Below are 17,967 nucleotides of genomic sequence, written 5' to 3' on the forward strand. Positions count from 1 at the left end.
CTCCTCGAATTCGATCTCCATGGCCGCCTCCTTAAGAAAGATCGCGTAGTCTCCATCCGCGGCCTGAAGCGGAACGTACCTGACCTCCTTCTTGCCCGTGGTCCAGGACTCGACAGGCGAAGAGTCCGGGATCGCATACCCCGGCCCGGTCTTGACAACATGCCCGCCCATGATTTTCTCCTTTTCCTTGACCGTGGGCGGCAGATACAACCCCGAGGGTGTCTTGTCCATGCCCTCGTCAGGGTCGATCAGCACGCGGTCTCCGACGATAATCAGGTTCTTTTTTGTTTTCATAGACAGGCAGTATACAGAGATTGCACATTATTTCAAGAGCAACTCTCTCTGTGGCCAAGAGACTCACGTGCGCGTGGAGAGATGCGGCTGACGCTGACTGTGTTCCCAGGGAGTGTGTCACGGGCCGGATTACCAAGAGGAGGGAGCAGCAAAAAAGGGCCTGGGATATCCAAGCCCCGTGCGACAGCATGTCCTGCGGCTGCCTGAGCTATGCGGCATCCTTCATCATCTCTTTCACATCTTTCTCCGAGATGGTCATGTTGTGTGATTTCTTTGCATGCTGAGTTGCGATCTGGACGATCTCCTTTTCGTCGTGGCTCTGGATCATGAAGCCACATTTTGGATCACATTCAACCTTCTTCAGCTTCGTTTCCATGCAGGTCACCTCCTTTCCCGAAAGATCGAACTTTAACTACCCATCTAGCTAGTATGAACTAAACGGTCAACGGTCAGACGTATTGCACGTCTATCACTCCTCAAGAAGGGAGTTGACCTTTCTTGACCAAAATAAAGATCGCGGTAATGTCTACCCTCTATAGAATTATAAATAGCAGATGGGAAAGAGATAGTAAATAAGCCAAAGGTGGTATTTTGCAGTAAGTGTACGCCCTCGCAGAGAGAAACAACAGGAGGAGGATGGCCAGGCCGAACTTCATGAAGTCAAGGCCGCATGCTGCCAGACGGTCATTGTACCCTGATGGGGACGCTCAACCCGTAGCTCGTTCACGTCCCGGCATCATGGTCACCCTTTCACCCGATGACAGATCAAGCACTGTTCCTTGGGAGGGTGGGAAGGCTTGAGCGGCGCCGCCTTCCCCGGCGCATGACATTCCGTACAAGCGGCATCCGTCGTGACGACCCTGTGCAGCACGTCGGCCGGAATGCCCGGAGCCTTTCTGCCCGAAGAGAGGAAAAAAAGCAGAAGCAGGAGGACTGCGGCGAATGCAATGAATCCCATTGTGCTTTTCATTAGGAAGATCCGGACCAACTCTTTTTCTGCCAGCAGCCTGCAGCGGAAAGATCGGCGGCCAGGGCTCCTGAGCGAATCAAATCCACGTTACCTTCGGCTCCTTCTTGGCCGGCCGTTTGGGCGCTTCTCCCTTCCGGTAGCCGAGCAGGATGGGGCCGAAGATTGTCTCGTCGTCCTTCAGGTCGAGCAGCTTCCGCGCCTCGGCGTCTTCTGTGACCATCGAGCCGAAGCCGACCCAGCAGCTGCCCAGTCCGAGCGCGTGTGCGGCAAGCATCATGTTCTCGCAGGCGAGCGGGCAGGAATGGGCGGCATACCTGCCGATGCCGATGACGAACACGACCGCAGGCGCCGAATAATAGACCGGGTCGGGCAGCTCGGCATAGCGTTTCTTCATCATCTCGTACCGCTCGGGGTCGACCTCTTTCACTCCCTCGGTGATCTTTTTTGCCTGGGGCAGGGCCGCGTTGAGCAGCTTCCGCTTCGCGTCCCCGTCCTCGATCACGACGAACCTCCATGGCTGGCTGTTCATGGCCGACGGCGCCTCGTTTCCGGCCGCGAGAACGGCGTCCAGGGTTTTCCGGGGCACGGGTTTGGCCTCGTAGGACCTGATGGAACGGCGCTGGTTGATGGCTTCGATTACCGTGTTCATGGCATTCTCCTTTTCATGAAGCAGTCCATACGATAATGATGATTTTTTAGAGATTACCCCGCAACCGCTCCGCTTGCAGGATCCGTTTGACCGCGAGTTCGTAGGCCGCCTTGCGCATCCGGCATTTGATCTCCTTGCACAGGGCATGAACGTCATTGAAGGCCGTCGTCATGCACTGCTCCAGCCCGCGGAGCACCTTGACTTCGGGCCAGGCATCGTTGCTCAGGTTCTGGCTCCATTCGAAGGAGCTGACGACCACGCCTCCCGCATTGGCAAGGATGTCGGGGATGACCATGATCTCGCGGCTGAACAGGATTTCGTCGGCCTGGGCAGTGAGCGGAGCATTCGCGAGCTCGAGGACGATCTGCGCCTGCACGTCGTGGGCGCCGTCCGCGTCCAGCTGGTTGGAGAGCGCCGCGGGCACCAGGACATCGCATTCAACGCTGAGCAGGTCCGCGTTCGTGATTTGCTTTGCCTCCGGATAGCGGGAGACGCTGCCGGTGCTTTCCCGGTGCCTCGCCACGGCGGGGATGTCGAGACCGCTGAAATTCAGGATCCCGCCATTCACATCGCTCACGGCGATCACCTTATAACCCCTCTCATGGAACAGGCGGGCAGCGTGCTCGCCCACGTTGCCGAAGCCCTGGATGGCAACGCGAAGCCCCCGGGCCGCTCCGCCCCGCGCCTTCAACGCCTGTTCCAGCACATGGATCCCGCCGAGCGCGGTCGAATATCTGCGGACCGCGATCCCGCCCAGTTCCGGCGGCTTGCCCGTGACCACGGCCGGCACGTGCTCGCGCTTGATCCGTTCGTACTCATCGAGGATCCATGCCATGATCTGCTCGTCCGTGTACACGTCCGGCGCGGGGATGTCCTTGAACGGGCCGATGTAGTCCGCGATGGCCCTGATATACCCGCGCGTCACGTTTTCGAGATCGAGCCGCGAAAGCTCCAGTGGGTTGACGGCGACGCCGCCCTTGGCGCCGCCGAAGGGGATGTTCACGACCGCGCACTTGAGCGCCATGAGCAGGGCGAGCTCGCGGGCGTGCTCCTCGTCCAGCTCGGGATGGAACCGGATGCCGCCCTTCGCCGGACCACGCGCGTCATTGTACTGCACCCGGTAGCCCGTGTACATCCGTGTCTTGCCCGAGGTCAGCTTGACAGGAAAGCCGACCGTGAAGGAGCGGCGCGGCGTGGACAGGAGGTCGAGCTCGTCCCGGGACAATCCCAGCTCGGCGTAGATCGCCTGCAACTCGGTCATGGCCAGGCTGCGAAGGTCTTTCTCGTCGAGGTGGAGCCGTTCATGGTCGCGGTTCATGGACACCTAATGTAGGACGGTCAGGAGCAGGCATGTATCGCTTCCCCCGGACTGCGAACCCTTGATTTTACTCCGGCGCGAGGCCGGTCTTTTTCGCCGCAGTTGCAACGGCATCAGCCACGGCATGGACCACGTTCCGGTCGAAGATGCTCGGGACGATGTAGTCCTCATGCAGTTCCCGGTCCTCGATCATGTGGGCGATCGCGCGGGCGGCCGCCAGTTTGACCTCTTCGTTGACGCCCGTGGCGCGGACGTTCAGGAGCCCCCGGAACACGCCGGGGAAGCAGAGCATATTGTTGATCTGGTTCGGATAGTCCGAGCGGCCCGTCGCCATGACCCGCACCAGCGGCAGCGCCTCCTCGGGCGCGATCTCCGAGTTCGGGTTCGCAAGCGCGAAGACCACAGGGTCTTTCGCCATCTTCCGGACGTCGTCCGGGGTGATCACGTTCGGCCCTGACACGCCAACGAACACGTCAGCACTCCTCATCGCGTCGGAGATGCTCCCCTTGACCCTGCGCGGGTTGGTCAATCTCGCAAGGTTCCGCTTGTTCGCATTTTCGCTCCCTTTCAGGCCGGCCGCGAGAATCCCCTGTCGGTCACAGACGATGATATCCTTAACGCCCGAAGACAGAAGCATCCGGGTAATGGCGGAACCCGCCGCGCCTGCACCGACCACGACAACCCTGAATTTCTTCAAATCCCGTTTGAGCAGCCGGGAGACGTTCATCAGCGCGGCGAGGACAACAACGGCCGTTCCATGCTGGTCATCATGGAACACCGGGATATCGAGCTGACTGCGGAGCCGCGACTCCACCTCGAAACAGCGCGGAGCCGAAATGTCCTCCAAGTTGACGCCCCCGAACCCCGGAGCGATTGCTTTCACGGCTGCCACGATCTCATCTACTTTTTTTGTTGCCAGCACGATAGGAATGGCATCGATGCCCGCGAACTCCTTGAAGATCATCGCCTTGCCTTCCATCACCGGCAGAGCTGCCTCGGGCCCGATGTCCCCCAGGCCGAGCACGGCAGTACCGTCGGATACCACGGCCACCGCATTCCCCTTGATGGTGTAGCGGTAGGCGTGCTGCTTGTTCTGGTGAATGTCCATGCAGACCCGCGCCACGCCGGGCGTGTACACCTTGGACAGGTCGGCGCTGTCGCGCACAGGAAGCTTCGCCCGAATCTCGATCTTCCCGCCTTCATGGGCCGTGAAGGTCCGGTCCATCACCCGGAGCACCTTTACGCCCGATACCGTCCGAATCGCGCGGACAATGGCCTTTTCATGGTCTTCATCGCGCGCGTTCGCCGTGATGTCCCTGATGATCTTGCCCTTTTCGACGCGCACGATGTCCACCGCCCCCATGTCCCCGCCCGCGCTGCTGATCGCCGTGGCGATCTTGGCGAACATGCCGATCCGGTTCTCGATCTCTGCCCGGATCGTGATGCTGTAGCTCGGGCTGGGATTGCACACGTATCTCTTCACGGTATCCATGATGATCTCCTTATCCTCATTTATGATTATAGGGTCAATTTACGCTTTGGTCAATGGGCGACCGGGAAAAAGCCGCCTTCTTCCGTTGACAACCGCAGCTTGAGATGATTTCCGCTTAAAAAAATACGATGCAAAACCGGGGGAGAGTGTGTATAATTAGGACTAATCTTTTGTCATCCGAAGGCAGACAGGACGAAACCGCTATCGTTCTCTTATGACTGACTTCCGTATCGAAAAGGACTCCCTCGGAGAAGTGAAGGTCCCTGCCGACGCCTTGTACGGCGCACAGACGCAGCGCGCCGCCCTGAACTTTCCCGTGAGCGGCATCCGCTTCCCCCGCGTTTTCATCAGCGCCCTCGGGCTGATCAAGGCGATAGCGTCCGAGGTGAACGCCGGCCTCGGCCTGCTCGACGCGGCCATTGCCCAGGCCATCCATCAGGCCGCCCTCGAGGTGGCCGAGGGCAGATGGGACGGCCAGTTTCTCCTCGACATCTTCCAGACCGGCTCCGGCACCTCGACGAACATGAACGCCAACGAGGTGATCGCGGCCCGCGCGAACCAGCTCCTCGGCACGAAGGACGCTGCGATCCATCCGAACAATCACGTCAACATGGGCCAGTCTTCGAACGATGTGATCCCCGCCGCGATCCACGTCGGCGCGTATATCGAAGTATCCGAACTGCTGCTGCCCGCATTCAGGCACCTGCACGCGACGCTCAAGAAACGCGAATCCGACCTTTCCGACGTCGTGAAAACGGGGCGCACCCACCTGATGGATGCCATGCCCGTGAAGCTCAGCCAGGAGATCAGCGGCTGGGCATACCAGGTGGAGCAGAGCATCGAACGGATCGAGTCCGCGCTTCCGCGCCTCGCAAAGCTCGCCATCGGCGGCACGGCGGTCGGCACGGGAATCAACGCCCCGGGAGAGTTCGGCAGGATCGTCGCAAGCCGGCTCGCGGGCAGGACAAAACTTCCCTTTGTCGAGGCAGACAACCACTTCGCTGCGCAGGCAACCATGGACACCGCGGTCGAGCTCTCGGGGCATTTGAAGGCTTCGGCATCGTCGTTCATGAAGATGGCGAACGACCTCCGCTGGATGAACAGCGGCCCCCTTGCCGGGCTCGGCGAGATCTCCCTGCCGGCGCTCCAGCCGGGCTCGAGCATCATGCCGGGCAAGGTGAACCCTGTGATGTGCGAGATGATGATGATGGTATGCGCCCAGGTCACCGGGAACGACGCGGCGATCACCATCGCCAACCAGCAGGGAAATTTCGAGCTGAACGTCATGCTGCCCGTGATCGCGCTCAATCTCCTCCAGTCCATCACGCTGCTCGGAAATGCCGCCCGCCTCCTTGCGGACAAGGCGATAGCGGGCTTTACCGTGAACAGGGAACGCATCGAGGGCCTGCTGGACCGGAACCCCATCCTGGTCACGGCCCTGAACCCCGTCATCGGCTACGACAAGGCCGCCCAGATCGCCAAGAAGGCCTACGCGGAGTGCCGGCCGCTCAAGGACGTCGCGGCGGAGATGACCGATCTGCCGAAGAATGAACTGGACCGGATCCTCGACCCGCGGAACATGACCAAGGGCGGGGTCTAAAGAACGATGCCCGAGGGGCTGCCCCTGAAAACCGCCCTGACCGGGCATTCGCGCAGGGTTGCCCCTGCAGGAAAACCATGACGCTACTGCCAACAACCACCGTCGGACGAAAACTCGCAATGGCCGCGACCGGCCAGTTCATGGTCTTCTACGTGACCGCGCATGTGCTCGGGAACACCACGATCTTCGCAGGTGGCATCAATGCCTACGCCGACGGCCTCCGCCACGGGCCCTTTATCCTCGTGCTCTGGTCGTCGCGTACCCTGCTGCTCCTGTCCGCCGCCCTTCATATCTATTACGGCATTGTGTTGAAGCTGGAAAACTGGGGTGCGAAGCCGGAAGCCTATGCCGTGACGCACTACCGGAGCGCTTCCGTCGCGGGGAGGACCATGATCTGGAGCGGCATCGTTATCGCGGCATTCCTCCTCTTTCACCTCTTTCACTTCACGCTCCAGGCGATCGTTCCCGGCCTCGCCGCCAAAACGCATCCCGACGCGCTCGGCAGGCCCGATGTGCTCTCCATGGTCGTCGGGAACTTCCATCATGCCGGCATCGCCGCAATCTATGTGATCGGCGTATTCGCACTCGGGCTGCACCTGTATCACGGCATCCAGAGCTCGGTCCAGACCGAGGGGCTGAACAATGAGCGCACGCTTCCCCTCTTCACGAAAGCCGGCATCATCGCGTCAGTTCTCCTGTTCCTGGGATATGCGGCGATCCCGGTTACCATTTTGATAGGACTGTTGAACTGAGATAGCAAAATTTACCGCGAGGACGCAAAGGAAGACCACATCTTCTCGAATTAAAAAATCCCGCGCTCTTCGTTTATGCCCGCGCCTTGGCAACAGGGTAAGCCTGAGCGGCTCCAGCTTTTGAATTGGTGAGATCTCATGATCCTTGACGGAAAAATACCTGCAGGACCGTTCCCTGAGAAATGGGACAACCGCCGGGCCGAGCTGAAGCTGGTCAACCCGGCGAACAAGCGCAAGTACCGCGTGATCGTTGTCGGCACCGGCCTTGCCGGCGCGTCGGCGGCCGCGTCCCTGGGTGAACTCGGCTACAACGTGGACATCTTCTGCGTCCAGGACTCCCCGCGCCGGGCCCACAGCATAGCGGCCCAGGGCGGCATCAACGCGGCCAAGAACTATCCCAACGACGGCGACAGCGTTGAGCGCCTGTTCTACGACACGATCAAGGGCGGGGACTTCCGGTCGCGCGAGGCGAACGTGTACCGGCTCGCCCAGCTTTCCGTGAACATCATCGACCAGTGCGTGGCCCAGGGCGTGCCCTTTGCGCGCGACTATGCCGGCTACCTTGCGACCCGCTCCTTCGGCGGCGCCCAGGTCTCGCGGACCTTCTACGCGCGCGGCCAGACAGGCCAGCAGCTCCTGCTCGGCGCCTACGGCGCGCTCTCGCGCCAGGTGAGGGCGGGTTCGGTCACGCTCCATCCCCGCTCGGAAATGCTCGACCTCGTGGTCGTGAACGGCGAGGCCAAGGGCATCACGGTGCGCGATCTGGTGACCGGAAGGATCGAGTCCTTTGCCGCCGATGCGGTCTGCCTGTGCTCCGGCGGCTATTCGAATGTCTACTTTCTGACGACGAATTCGGTCATGTCGAGCGTCAATGCCACGTACCGGGCGTACAAGCGCGGCGCGTTTTTCGCGAACCCCTGCTACACCCAGATCCATCCCACCTGCATTCCCGTGACCGGCGACCACCAGGCCAAGCTCACGCTCATGTCCGAGTCGCTCCGGAACGACGGCAGGGTCTGGGTGCCGAAGAAAACGGGAGACGACCGTCCGCCGGCCAGCATCCCTGAAGCCGAACGGGATTACTATCTTGAGCGCAAATACCCGTCCTTCGGGAATCTTGCTGCGCGCGATGTCACGTCCCGCGCCGCCAAGGAGGTATGCGACGAAGGAAGAGGGGTCGGTCCCGGCGGCAGGGGCGTGTACCTCGATTTCAGCGACGCCATCAACCGGCTGGGGGAGGATGTCATCCGGGAGCGCTACGGCAACCTCTTCGAGATGTACGAACGCATCACGGCGGAGAACGCCTACGAACAACCGATGAGGATCTATCCGGCCCTGCACTACGCCATGGGCGGTCTCTGGGTGGACTATAACCTGGAGAGCAACCTGCGCGGACTCTTCGTTCTCGGCGAGGCCAACTTCTCGGACCACGGCGCGAACCGCCTCGGCGCCAGCGCCCTCATGCAGGGCCTGGCCGACGGGTACTTCATCATCCCTTACACCATTGCAAATTATCTGGCCGGCGTGAAGCCAGCTGCGGTCACGACGGACGATCCGGCATTCAGCCGGTCGCGCGACGAGGTCCTGGCGTTTACGAAAAAACTCCTCTCCATCAACGGCAGGAAGACCGCCCATGAGTTCCACCGCGAGCTTGGCCGGATCATGTGGAACAACGTCGGCATGGCGCGGAGCGAAGCGAGCCTGAAGGAGGCCTTGCGGGCGATCCCGGCCTTGAGGGCCGAGTTCTGGGAGAACATCAAGGTCCCGGGGAGCGGCTCGGACCTGAACCAGGAGCTCGAAAAAGCCGGCCGCGTCGCCGATTTCCTGGAGTTCGCCGAGCTCCTGGCCCTCGACGCCCTGGAACGCGACGAATCCTGCGGCGCCCACTTCCGTATCGAGCACCAGACACCCGACGGCGAGGCAACGCGGGACGACGATCATTTCAGTTTTGTTTCCGCCTGGGAGTACACGGGTCCCGGCAGACGGCCGGAGCTGCACAAGGAACCACTCGTGTTCGAGCACGCGCACATGGCGGTGAGAAGCTATAAGTAGGATCGATTTGCTCGGAACAGACATGATGCAGCCGGGGAGTGGAGCCCCCACCGGCAGGAGCCGGTGGCTCCCTTTATGAACACGACCTCCCGCGGACTACGACGCATTACCCCCGGCAGGAGCCGGGGGATTGCAAGTCGCGGGATTCACGCAGAATCGGTCATCTCTTCTCCGCGTTGATCCGTGTCTGATTTTTCATGGTGGGGATGCTATGAATCTCACTCTATACGTCTGGCGGCAGAAGAAACGCGGCGACCAAGGGCGCCTCGTCGAGTACCGGGCTCAGGACATCTCGCAGGACATGTCCTTCCTCGAAATGCTCGACGTCGTGAACGAAGAGCTGGTAAAGACAGGCGAGGACCCCATTGCCTTCGACAGCGACTGCCGGGAGGGTATCTGCGGCATGTGCGGCCAGGCCGTGAACGGCGTCCCGCACGGCCCGCGGAAGAAGACGACCCTCTGCCAGCTCCATATGCGCCACTTCAAGGACGGCGATACGATCTACATCGAGCCGTTCCGCGCCCGCGCTTTCCCGGTCATCAAGGACCTGATCGTGGACCGCGGCGCCTTTGAGCGGATCATCCAGGCGGGCGGCTACGTCTCGGTCAATACGGGCGGCGTACCCGACGGCAACGCGGTCTTGATCGCGAAGCACGATGCGGACACGGCGATGGACGCCGCCGAGTGCATCGGCTGCGGCGCCTGCGTGGCGGCCTGCCCGAACGGGTCCGCCATGCTCTTCACCGCCGCCAAGGTTTCGCACCTGGCCGCGCTTCCTCAGGGACGGGTCGAAGCAGGCCAGCGCGTCTGCGTCATGACCGCGGAGATGCTCAAACAGGGATTCGGCAACTGCGGCAACCATTATGAATGCGAGGCCGTCTGCCCCAAGGGGATCCAGGTGAAATTCATCGCGAAGCTGGAGCGGGAGTTCATCAAGTCACAGATGCCGTAAAGGGACCACACATTCAACGTTCGTTGCAGAGCGTTGTGAGAGAATTTGGATAGGCCAGATGAACGTGCTTTGGCGTTTGGATTCTTAACGATTGAGGGTTCTCAAGCGCGTGTCGCGGGCTGTTGTGATACAATATCAGTGCTCGTCCTGAAGATTCCAACGAACTAGTTCTGAAAAGGGAGGATACCATGAAACGACTGCTTATCTGGATTCTGACTGTGATCGTTGCCGTTCCGGCCGCTGCCATCGGCGCACCACTGAAACTCGGGTTCATCAATTCCATCACCGGCCCCGAGGCCCCCATCGGCGAGAACCTCACGAACGGCGTCACCCTGGCGATCGAGGACCTGAAGAAGAAGGGCATCGACGTCGACCTTGTCAAGGAAGACGACACGGGAAAGCCTGACAAGTCCCTCGCTGCATTCGAGAAGCTTGCCACGCGGGATAACGTCGTCGGCATCGTCGGTCCCTATACGTCGGCCACGGCCAACGCGGACGCCAAGCTGGCGGAGCGCTACAAGGTCCCCCTCATCGTACCCGCGGCCTCGAAGGAGGAGATCACGCGGCAGGGCCTGAAATGGACATTCCGCGTCTCGGGCACCACCAGCGATTACGCCGGCGTTCTGATCGATCTCGCCACGACGCTCGGCAAGCCGAAAACCATCGCCATCCTGAACGAGAACACCGACTTCGGCGTTTCAGGCGCGAAGAGCGCCAAAGCTATCGCCGAGCAGAAGGGCATCAAGGTGGTCTTCGAGGAGGCCTATTCCAAGGGCTCGCCGGATTACCGCTCCACGCTCGCCAAGGTCAAGGCAACGAACCCCGACCTCGTGTTCATGGTCTCCTATGTGGCCGATGCCATTCTGCTGATGCGTCAATCGCGCGAGATCGGGCTCACTCCCATGGCCTTCCTCGGCGCGGGCGCGGGGTTCTCGGTGGCTCAGTTCGCTCAGGAGAAGGAGATCAGTAACGGCGTCTTCTCCTCGACGCAATGGACGGAGGACGCGCCGTGGGGAAATTCCAAGGCATGGTTTAAGCGCTACGAGAAGCAGTTCGGCAAACCGCCCACCTACCATGCGGCCTGCGCCTACGAGTCCATGATGATCATGGGACAGGCTGCGGCGGCCGCAGGCGGCGACCGGGAAAAGACCCGGGAAGCGCTCGACACGGGAAAGTGGAACGGCATCCTCGGCGAGGTGCGCTTCCAGGATTACGAAGGCTACCAGAACCAGCGCAAGGCCGTTATGCTGGTCGAGCAGGTGCAGAACGGACAGCACGAGACCGTGTGGCCGCTCAAGGAAGCGGTCAAGAAACCCATCTGGCCCTTCCCGGGCTGGAAGAAGTAGCGCTGCATGCGCAGGGGCGGGTTTCACACCCGCCCCTTTTTTATAGATACCTGCGAACGAAATGCCTCGCGATCATGCAGTAAAAAAGTTCCCTTGACACAGATAAGATCCGAAGAGTCCCCTGCGGATCACGATCTATCATCTCTCTTTATCGGCTCTCATCAGTGTCAAGGTACTTTTCGGGTGAATTTCATTTCCGCCCTGTCCCAAGCATCGGGGCTTGTCCGGGTTAGGATATCCATGGCGGTCTTTTTCCAATCTCTGATCAGCGGCATCCTGATCGGCGGCGTCTACGCGCTGATCGGCATCGGACTGACGATCATTTTCGGCGTGATGCGGGTCATCAACTTCGCCCACGGCGACCTCCTCATGCTCGGCATGTACGTCACCTATTTTCTGTTCACGCTGTTCCACATCGATCCCTTTGTCTCCATCGTAATAACCGCCCCGCTGATGTTCCTGTACGGCGCCCTGCTGCAGAAGGTCTTCATCAACCGCGCCCTCAACGCCCTGCCCCAGAACCAGATCCTGCTGACCATCGGCATGGGGCTAGTCATGAGCAACTCGGTCATGCTGGCCTTCACGTCGGACTACAAGATCCTGTCGACCTCCTATTCATCCGGCAGCGTCACCATCGCCGGGATCTCCCTCTCGGAGCCGCTCATGGTATCCTTTGGCATCACCGTTGCCATTACCGCGGCCCTGTACTGGTTCCTGTACCGGACCGACAGCGGCCAGGCGATCCGGGCGACGGCCCAGGACCGCGAAGCGGCGCAATTGATGGGGATCAATGTCAAGCGCATGTCCATCATCGCCTTCGGGATCGGGACTGCCCTGGCGGCCACGGCCGGGGCGCTGATCTCGCCCACCTACTACATCTTCCCGCAGGTGGGAAGCGTCTTCACGCTGAAGGCCTTCGTGATCACCGTGCTCGGCGGCATGGGCAGCATCGTCGGCGCGACCCTCGGCGGCGTGCTCATCGGCGTGGCCGAGTCCGTGGGCGGCGTTTATTTGGGATCGGGCTGGAAGGATGTCATCGTGTTCATCCTGTTTCTGCTGGTGCTCCTGTTCAAGCCCTCGGGCCTCCTGGGAACCTCGAAGGATTGATCGCATCAGGGAAGTGGAAAACGTTACCGCGACATGCGCGAGGGGGCAACGAAGACGGGCGTTCATGATAAATCCCGCGCCGCGCGTTTCTTCGTGATCTTCGTGGTTCAGCAATACTATTCGGCCATCTTAACATGAAGAGATTTTTGAACAACATACGGGGCATCAGCACTCTTCCGCTCGTGCTTGGCATCGCCGCGATCGCGGCGCTCTTCCTGGTACCGAAGTTCGTGACGAGCACCTACGCGCTCCATATCATGATCCTGATCTTCATCAGCGTCATCACGGGGCTGGGCTGGAACATTCTGGGCGGATACACCGGCCAGTACTCCGTGGGCCACGCGGCCTACTTCGGCGTGGGGGCCTACACCACCATGGCCCTGCTGCAGTACCGTCACATCGCGCCGTGGTACGGCGCCTGGGCGGGCGTTGCCGTCGCCGTGGCAACCGGCCTTATCATCGGCTCGATCTGCTTCCGTCTGCGCGGCCCCTATTTCGTCTTGGCCTCTATCGCCGTTGCCGAGATCTTCCGGGTCTCGGCCCTGAACCTGAAGGACCTGACGAACGGCGCGGAAGGCATCCTGATCACCGAGATCCCGCCGCTCAACGTCGGCGGTACGGTCGTCACCGATTTCCTGTCCAAGGTTCCCTTCTACTACACCGGGCTCGTCATTGTCCTCATGGCCATCCTCGTGACCTTCCTGGTGCAGAACTCGAAGCTGGGATACTACTTCCAGGCGATCCGCGAGGATCAGGACGCGGCCCACTCGCTCGGCATCAGCCTGACCTTGTACAAGAACGCGGCCCTGGCCCTTTCCGCGGTATTCACCTCGCTGGCCGGCAGCCTGTACGGGCTGTACGTCGGGTTCATCGATCCCGGCACGGTCCTGGCCCTCGACCTGTCGGTCCAGATCGTGATGATCTGCATCATCGGCGGCATAGGGACCGTGTTCGGGCCGGTGATCGGCGCCGTGGTGCTCGTGCCGTTCTCCGAAGCCCTGCGCAGCAACGCCATCGCCCAGGCGCTGATCGACTCCGGCCTGGTCAGGGAGGATTCCGCGTTCGGCTCTTTCCTGAAGGAGCAGCTGTCGCACGCCCACGTCCTGATCTACGGCATCCTTCTGGTCGTCGTGATCCTGTTCATGCCCGACGGAATTCTCGGCTTTCTCAGAAAGTTCGCTGCACGGAAACGAAGCGAGGCGTCGTGCAAATGAAGGGAGACACCGTGACGGTCATCCTCGAAATCAATCGCGTCAGCAAGTTCTTCGGCGGCCTGGCCGCGAATGCCAACGTCTCCTTCTCGGTGGACCAGGGCATGATACTGGGTCTGATCGGCCCGAACGGCGCGGGCAAGACTACGCTGTTCAACTGCATCACGGGTTATTATCCTCCATCCCGGGGGGAGATCGTCTTCGACGGCAGGCGCATGAACGGCTTGCACCCGGATGCCGTGTGCAAGCTCGGCATGGCGCGCACCTGGCAGAAGGTGCGGCCGCTCGCCAAGATGACCGTCGTGGACAACGTCATGGTCGGCGCCCTGTGCCGCACCAATTCCCTCACGAAGGCCCGCGCGATGGCCATGGAGCAGGTCAGGACCGTCGGGCTCGACCACCGGGCCGGCGACCTCGCGGGCTGCCTGCCCATCGGCGAGCGCAAGAAACTGGAAGTGGCCCGTGTCCTTTCCACCCGGCCCAAGCTGCTGCTGCTGGACGAGGTCATGGGCGGGCTCAACCCGGCCGAAAGCGAGGAGATCATCGGACTGATCCTCAACATCAAAAAGCTCGGCATCACCCAAATCGTCATCGAACACAATATGCGGGCGATCATGCGCATCTCCGACCGGATCGTGGTCCTGAACTCGGGCGAGAAGCTCGTCGAGGGAAATCCCCAGGAGGTCGTTTCGAACGACGCCGTGATCCAGGCCTATCTCGGAGCCGGCAATGCTTAAAGTGGAGAACCTGAGCTTCAGCTACGGCGACCTCCCGGTCCTGTGGGACGTGAGCCTCGAGGTGCACGAAGGGGAGATCGTCACGGTCGTGGGGACGAACGGTTCGGGCAAATCCACGCTCCTCAAGAACATCTCGCGCCTGGTGCCGCGCGGCGCTGGCCGCATCACCTTCGAGGGAGTCGACCTGGCCGGGCTGGAGGCCCACGAGGTGGTCGAACTCGGGATCGTCCAGGTGCCTGAAGGCAGGAGGATCTTCCCGCAGATGTCGGTCATCGAGAATCTCAGGATGGGCTCCTACGGCGGCAGGGCGCGAAAAAAGCGCAGCGAGAACATAAGCAGGGCGTTCGCGCTGTTCCCGCGGCTGAAGGAGCGGGAAAAGCAGCTGGGCGGGACCATGTCCGGCGGCGAGCAGCAGATGCTGGCCATCGCGCGGGGACTCATGGGCGATCCGACGCTGCTCTTGCTCGACGAACCGTCGCTCGGACTCTCCCCTCTCTTGGTGAAGTCGATTTTCGAGATCATCGACCGGATCCGGGAGCAGGGCGTGACGGTCATGCTGGTGGAGCAGAATGTGTTTCAGTCGCTCAAGATCGCGGGACGCGGCTACGTGCTCGAAACGGGCAGGGTGGTGCTCGAGGACCGGGGCGAGGTCCTGCTGGACAACGAGCACGTGAGAAAAGCCTATCTGGGAATGTGACGGACGCCGTGATCGAAGTTCGCACGTCGAAATCCCGAGCAAACCCGCATGAACGCTTTTTTACATTCCATTTCGAGCGCGGTTTGGATTTTGAGATTTTGAATTTGCCATTTCCGCCGGAGGTGACCCATGTTCGTATCAGACTGGATGACCGAGAAGGTCATCATCCTTGACCACGACGATTACCTTTCCGATGCGATCTCGATGATGAAGGAGCATAAGATCAGGCACCTGCCGGTCATGAAGAACAACAGGCTCAAGGGGCTCCTGTCCGACCGGGACATCAAGGAATTCAGCCCTTCCAAGGCCACGGCCCTCGACATTTACGAGCTCCACTACCTGCTGGCAAAAACGAAGGTCCGGGACATCATGAAGACGAAGGTGACCACGACGGGCCCCGACGCTCCCGTGGAGGAGGCCGCCATGATCATGCTGGACCGGAACATCGGCTGCCTGCCCGTGCTGGAAGAGGAGCGGCTTGTCGGCATCATCACCGACAAGGACATCTTCCGGGCCCTCGTGGACATCACCGGCGTGCGCCACGGCGGCCACCGCGTATGCGTCATGATCGGGGACCGGGCGGGCACGATCAAGGACGTGGCGGATGTCATCAGGAAACACGGCTTCCGGCTCCAGGGAATCCTCACCTCCTACGAGGGGGTAAAGGAAGGCTACCGGCGGGTGGTGATCAGGGCCAAGGGCAAGGGAGATTTCAAGAAGCTCGAGGCGGAACTCGAGGAACGCTACCGGCCCTGCGATATCAGGTAGGGATGACGATCGTCACGACGGAGCACGCGCCGGTTCCTGCCTTCTCGGGCGGAGAGGCCGGATTGCCGGCTTCCGGCCTCTTCCCGTTCGCGTGTCGCCGGCGCACGGGGAAGAAGGCCGATCGGGTTTTCATGCCCTGTTCTTTCTCTTTTCTTTCCGGGCTGTCGGCGGCGTCTGCGCCAGGCCGCTGACCCCCTCTGCACGGGCCGACTTCTTCTCCCGCATGGCCCAGAGTCGTTCCCTGAGCTCATCATAAGGCAGAGAGTTCAGCACGTCTTTCTTCCCGACCCATCCTCTTCTCGCAGTCGCCACGCCGTAGACCATGTTGTCGAACTGGCTCGCGATGTGCGCGTCCGTGCTGATCACCAACGGCACGCCGTACCCTGTCGCCATCCTGGCATGCAGATCGTTCAGATCGAGCCTGAGCGGATAGGCATTGATCTCCATGGCAACGCCGTACTTCGCGGCCTCCCGGAGCACCGCCTCCATGTCCACGGCATAAGCGTCGCGCTCTCCGATCAGCCTGCCGGTCGGATGGGCGATCACGCTCACCTGCGGGTTCCTGATCGCTGAAAGGATCCGCTTCGTGATCTGGTCCTGCGTCTGGCCGAGCCCGGAATGGACCGAGGCCACGACGATGTCCAGCCGTTCCAGCACGTCATCGGGAAGGTCAAGCCTGCCGTCGGAGCGGATGTCGATCTCGGTGCCCTTCAGGATTTTGAATCCGGAAAGACGCCTGTTCGCGTCATCGATCAGACTGATCTCGTCGGTGAGCCTCTTTTCATCGAGGCCGTGAGCAACGCCGAGACCCTTTGTGTGGTCCGTGACGGCGATGTACTCGTATCCCTTTTTCCTGGCGGCCTCGGTGACGGTGTCGAGGTCGTGGCTCCCGTCGGACCAGTTCGTATGCACGTGAAGATCGCCCCTGATATCCGCAAGCGCCACTAGGTCAGGAAGACGGCCGGCGAGCGCCGCCTCGATCTCGCCCGTGTCCTCCCGGAGTTCCGGCGTCATCATGAGCAGACCGAGCGCCTTGTAGATATCCTCTTCTTTTTTCCCGCCCACCCTCGTCTCGCCCGGCTCCCTGAACACGCCATACTCGTTGATCTTGAGGCCTTTGCGCACGGCCATCTCTCGGAGCCTGATATTATGCTGCCTGCCGCCCGTGAAATACTGGAGCGCGGCGCCGAACGAATCCTCGCCGACCACCCGGAGGTCCACCTGGATGCCGTCATCGGTGATGACCGATGATTTCGTCTCGCCCTGGGCCAGCACGCGGCTGACGTGCGGAAGCTTCACGAATGCGTCCATCACGGCCTCGGGTCTCTTCGACGTGGTAAGGATGTCGATGTCCTTCACCGTCTCTTTCCATCGCCTGATGCTCCCGGCAATCTCGATCCGGTCAACGGGCGAGCCCTCCTTCATGCGTGCGACAATGTCCCGGGCAAGCGGCAGCGCGCGGCCCAGCGGCGTGCGTTCCGTGCCCCGCCTGATCAGGTCGATCCCCTTCAGAATGTTCTCTACCGTCTTCTTCTGGATGCCCGGCAGGCCCGCCAGCCTGCCCTGGTCGATCGCCGCTGCGAGTTCTTCGACGCTCGTGACCTTGAGCCTGTCGAACAGCATCTTCGCCTTCTTCGGTCCGAGCCCGGGCACGCTCAAGAGCTGCAGCACGCCCCCGGGGATCTCTTGTTTCAGTTCCTCATGCTTTGCGATCTTCCCCGTGTCCAGATACTCATGGATCTTGCCGGCGAGGTCCTTGCCTATGCCAGGAATGGATTCCAGCTCCTCCCGGGACAGGGCGGCGACGTCCCGTGACAGTCCGTCCATGTTCTGCGCGGCCCTCCGGTAGGCGCGGATGCGGAACACATTCTCGCCCTTCAGCTCGAGGAGTTCGGCGATCTCGGTGAATATATTCGCGATCTGCTGGTTTTTCATGGCTGCCTTCTTGTTAGCCGCTGATGATCCGGTAAAACTCATCTCCTGACTCTATTGTATCACCGTAAAAGAGCCGGAGAAGTATTC

At 61.1% G+C, this 17,967-nt stretch carries 17 protein-coding genes; 10 read left to right on the forward strand and 7 right to left on the reverse strand.

Going from position 1 to position 17,967, the window contains the following annotated elements; translation table 11 throughout:
* From VL197_16490 to VL197_16510, 5 genes are all read right to left on the reverse strand, one after another.
* The coding region (locus VL197_16490) for a co-chaperone GroES family protein (GenBank protein HUJ19586.1) at positions 1-294 on the reverse strand (294 nt) is incomplete at its 3' end.
* A 208-nt stretch (positions 295-502) separates the two neighbouring features.
* Positions 503-670 (reverse strand): DUF1059 domain-containing protein, encoded by a 168-nt coding sequence (locus VL197_16495; protein HUJ19587.1) that lies wholly within the window; start codon positions 668-670, stop codon positions 503-505.
* Between the two features lie 670 nt (positions 671-1,340).
* Positions 1,341-1,913, reverse strand: coding sequence for a nitroreductase family protein (locus VL197_16500; protein HUJ19588.1), 573 nt, complete (start codon positions 1,911-1,913; stop codon positions 1,341-1,343).
* A gap of 46 nt (positions 1,914-1,959) precedes the next feature.
* Positions 1,960-3,231, reverse strand: a complete 1,272-nt coding sequence (locus VL197_16505) for a Glu/Leu/Phe/Val dehydrogenase (protein ID HUJ19589.1) — start codon at positions 3,229-3,231, stop codon at positions 1,960-1,962.
* Positions 3,232-3,298: 67 nt separating this feature from the next.
* Entirely contained in the window at positions 3,299-4,723 is a 1,425-nt protein-coding gene (locus tag VL197_16510) for an NAD-dependent malic enzyme (GenBank protein ID HUJ19590.1), read from the reverse strand.
* A 214-nt stretch (positions 4,724-4,937) separates the two neighbouring features.
* Between VL197_16510 and VL197_16515 the strand changes: the two genes are divergently transcribed.
* The 10 genes from VL197_16515 to VL197_16560 all read left to right on the forward strand — a co-directional run bounded on the left by VL197_16515 (position 4,938) and on the right by VL197_16560 (position 15,945).
* Positions 4,938-6,323: a class II fumarate hydratase gene (locus tag VL197_16515; protein HUJ19591.1), complete on the forward strand. Its 1,386-nt coding sequence runs from the start codon at positions 4,938-4,940 to the stop codon at positions 6,321-6,323.
* Positions 6,324-6,400: 77 nt separating this feature from the next.
* A complete protein-coding gene (locus VL197_16520; GenBank protein HUJ19592.1) occupies positions 6,401-7,075 on the forward strand; it encodes a succinate dehydrogenase cytochrome b subunit in 675 nt (224 codons plus the stop codon).
* A gap of 138 nt (positions 7,076-7,213) precedes the next feature.
* Entirely contained in the window at positions 7,214-9,127 is a 1,914-nt protein-coding gene (locus VL197_16525; GenBank protein ID HUJ19593.1) for a fumarate reductase/succinate dehydrogenase flavoprotein subunit, read from the forward strand.
* A 211-nt stretch (positions 9,128-9,338) separates the two neighbouring features.
* Positions 9,339-10,079 (forward strand): succinate dehydrogenase/fumarate reductase iron-sulfur subunit, encoded by a 741-nt coding sequence (locus VL197_16530; GenBank protein HUJ19594.1) that lies wholly within the window; start codon positions 9,339-9,341, stop codon positions 10,077-10,079.
* Positions 10,080-10,267: 188 nt separating this feature from the next.
* The gene (locus VL197_16535) at positions 10,268-11,425 is read left to right on the forward strand and encodes an ABC transporter substrate-binding protein (GenBank protein ID HUJ19595.1); all 1,158 of its coding nucleotides are present in this window, start codon (positions 10,268-10,270) and stop codon (positions 11,423-11,425) included.
* Between the two features lie 240 nt (positions 11,426-11,665).
* Positions 11,666-12,532 carry a branched-chain amino acid ABC transporter permease gene (locus tag VL197_16540; GenBank protein HUJ19596.1) on the forward strand — a complete coding sequence of 289 codons (867 nt, stop codon included), beginning with the start codon at positions 11,666-11,668 and terminating at the stop codon, positions 12,530-12,532.
* Between the two features lie 146 nt (positions 12,533-12,678).
* A complete protein-coding gene (locus VL197_16545) occupies positions 12,679-13,746 on the forward strand; it encodes a branched-chain amino acid ABC transporter permease (protein HUJ19597.1) in 1,068 nt (355 codons plus the stop codon).
* On the forward strand, positions 13,743-14,480 hold the full coding sequence (locus VL197_16550) for an ABC transporter ATP-binding protein (GenBank protein HUJ19598.1): 738 nt from the start codon (positions 13,743-13,745) through the stop codon (positions 14,478-14,480). Before VL197_16545 ends, VL197_16550 begins: the two co-directional genes overlap by 4 nt.
* Positions 14,473-15,177: an ABC transporter ATP-binding protein gene (locus tag VL197_16555; GenBank protein ID HUJ19599.1), complete on the forward strand. Its 705-nt coding sequence runs from the start codon at positions 14,473-14,475 to the stop codon at positions 15,175-15,177. The genes VL197_16550 and VL197_16555 overlap by 8 nt, the downstream gene beginning before the upstream one ends.
* A 129-nt stretch (positions 15,178-15,306) precedes the next feature.
* Entirely contained in the window at positions 15,307-15,945 is a 639-nt protein-coding gene (locus VL197_16560) for a CBS and ACT domain-containing protein (protein ID HUJ19600.1), read from the forward strand.
* Here VL197_16560 and VL197_16565 read toward each other — a convergent pair.
* Entirely contained in the window at positions 15,938-16,078 is a 141-nt protein-coding gene (locus VL197_16565; protein ID HUJ19601.1) for a hypothetical protein, read from the reverse strand. The genes VL197_16560 and VL197_16565 overlap by 8 nt on opposite strands.
* A complete protein-coding gene (gene polX, locus VL197_16570) occupies positions 16,075-17,880 on the reverse strand; it encodes a DNA polymerase/3'-5' exonuclease PolX (GenBank protein HUJ19602.1) in 1,806 nt (601 codons plus the stop codon). The genes VL197_16565 and polX overlap by 4 nt, the downstream gene beginning before the upstream one ends.
* Positions 17,881-17,967 lie beyond the last annotated feature (87 nt).

It is taken from the genome of Nitrospirota bacterium, assembly GCA_035516965.1.
Lineage (GTDB): Bacteria > Nitrospirota > UBA9217 > UBA9217 > UBA9217 > MHEA01.

What these genes read in the sequence shown, in the direction of transcription:
- VL197_16495 (HUJ19587.1), bottom strand. Translation starts at nt 670, where the DNA reads ATGGAAACGAAGCTGAAGAAGGTTGAATGTGATCCAAAATGTGGCTTC.
- VL197_16525 (HUJ19593.1), top strand. Translation starts at nt 7,214, where the DNA reads ATGATCCTTGACGGAAAAATACCTGCAGGACCGTTCCCTGAGAAATGG.
- VL197_16520 (HUJ19592.1), top strand. Translation starts at nt 6,401, where the DNA reads ATGACGCTACTGCCAACAACCACCGTCGGACGAAAACTCGCAATGGCC.
- VL197_16500 (HUJ19588.1), bottom strand. Translation starts at nt 1,913, where the DNA reads ATGAACACGGTAATCGAAGCCATCAACCAGCGCCGTTCCATCAGGTCC.
- VL197_16540 (HUJ19596.1), top strand. Translation starts at nt 11,666, where the DNA reads ATGGCGGTCTTTTTCCAATCTCTGATCAGCGGCATCCTGATCGGCGGC.
- VL197_16555 (HUJ19599.1), top strand. Translation starts at nt 14,473, where the DNA reads ATGCTTAAAGTGGAGAACCTGAGCTTCAGCTACGGCGACCTCCCGGTC.
- VL197_16535 (HUJ19595.1), top strand. Translation starts at nt 10,268, where the DNA reads ATGAAACGACTGCTTATCTGGATTCTGACTGTGATCGTTGCCGTTCCG.
- VL197_16510 (HUJ19590.1), bottom strand. Translation starts at nt 4,723, where the DNA reads ATGGATACCGTGAAGAGATACGTGTGCAATCCCAGCCCGAGCTACAGC.
- polX (HUJ19602.1), bottom strand. Translation starts at nt 17,880, where the DNA reads ATGAAAAACCAGCAGATCGCGAATATATTCACCGAGATCGCCGAACTC.
- VL197_16560 (HUJ19600.1), top strand. Translation starts at nt 15,307, where the DNA reads ATGTTCGTATCAGACTGGATGACCGAGAAGGTCATCATCCTTGACCAC.
- VL197_16550 (HUJ19598.1), top strand. Translation starts at nt 13,743, where the DNA reads ATGAAGGGAGACACCGTGACGGTCATCCTCGAAATCAATCGCGTCAGC.
- VL197_16505 (HUJ19589.1), bottom strand. Translation starts at nt 3,231, where the DNA reads ATGAACCGCGACCATGAACGGCTCCACCTCGACGAGAAAGACCTTCGC.
- VL197_16530 (HUJ19594.1), top strand. Translation starts at nt 9,339, where the DNA reads ATGAATCTCACTCTATACGTCTGGCGGCAGAAGAAACGCGGCGACCAA.
- VL197_16565 (HUJ19601.1), bottom strand. Translation starts at nt 16,078, where the DNA reads ATGAAAACCCGATCGGCCTTCTTCCCCGTGCGCCGGCGACACGCGAAC.
- VL197_16515 (HUJ19591.1), top strand. Translation starts at nt 4,938, where the DNA reads ATGACTGACTTCCGTATCGAAAAGGACTCCCTCGGAGAAGTGAAGGTC.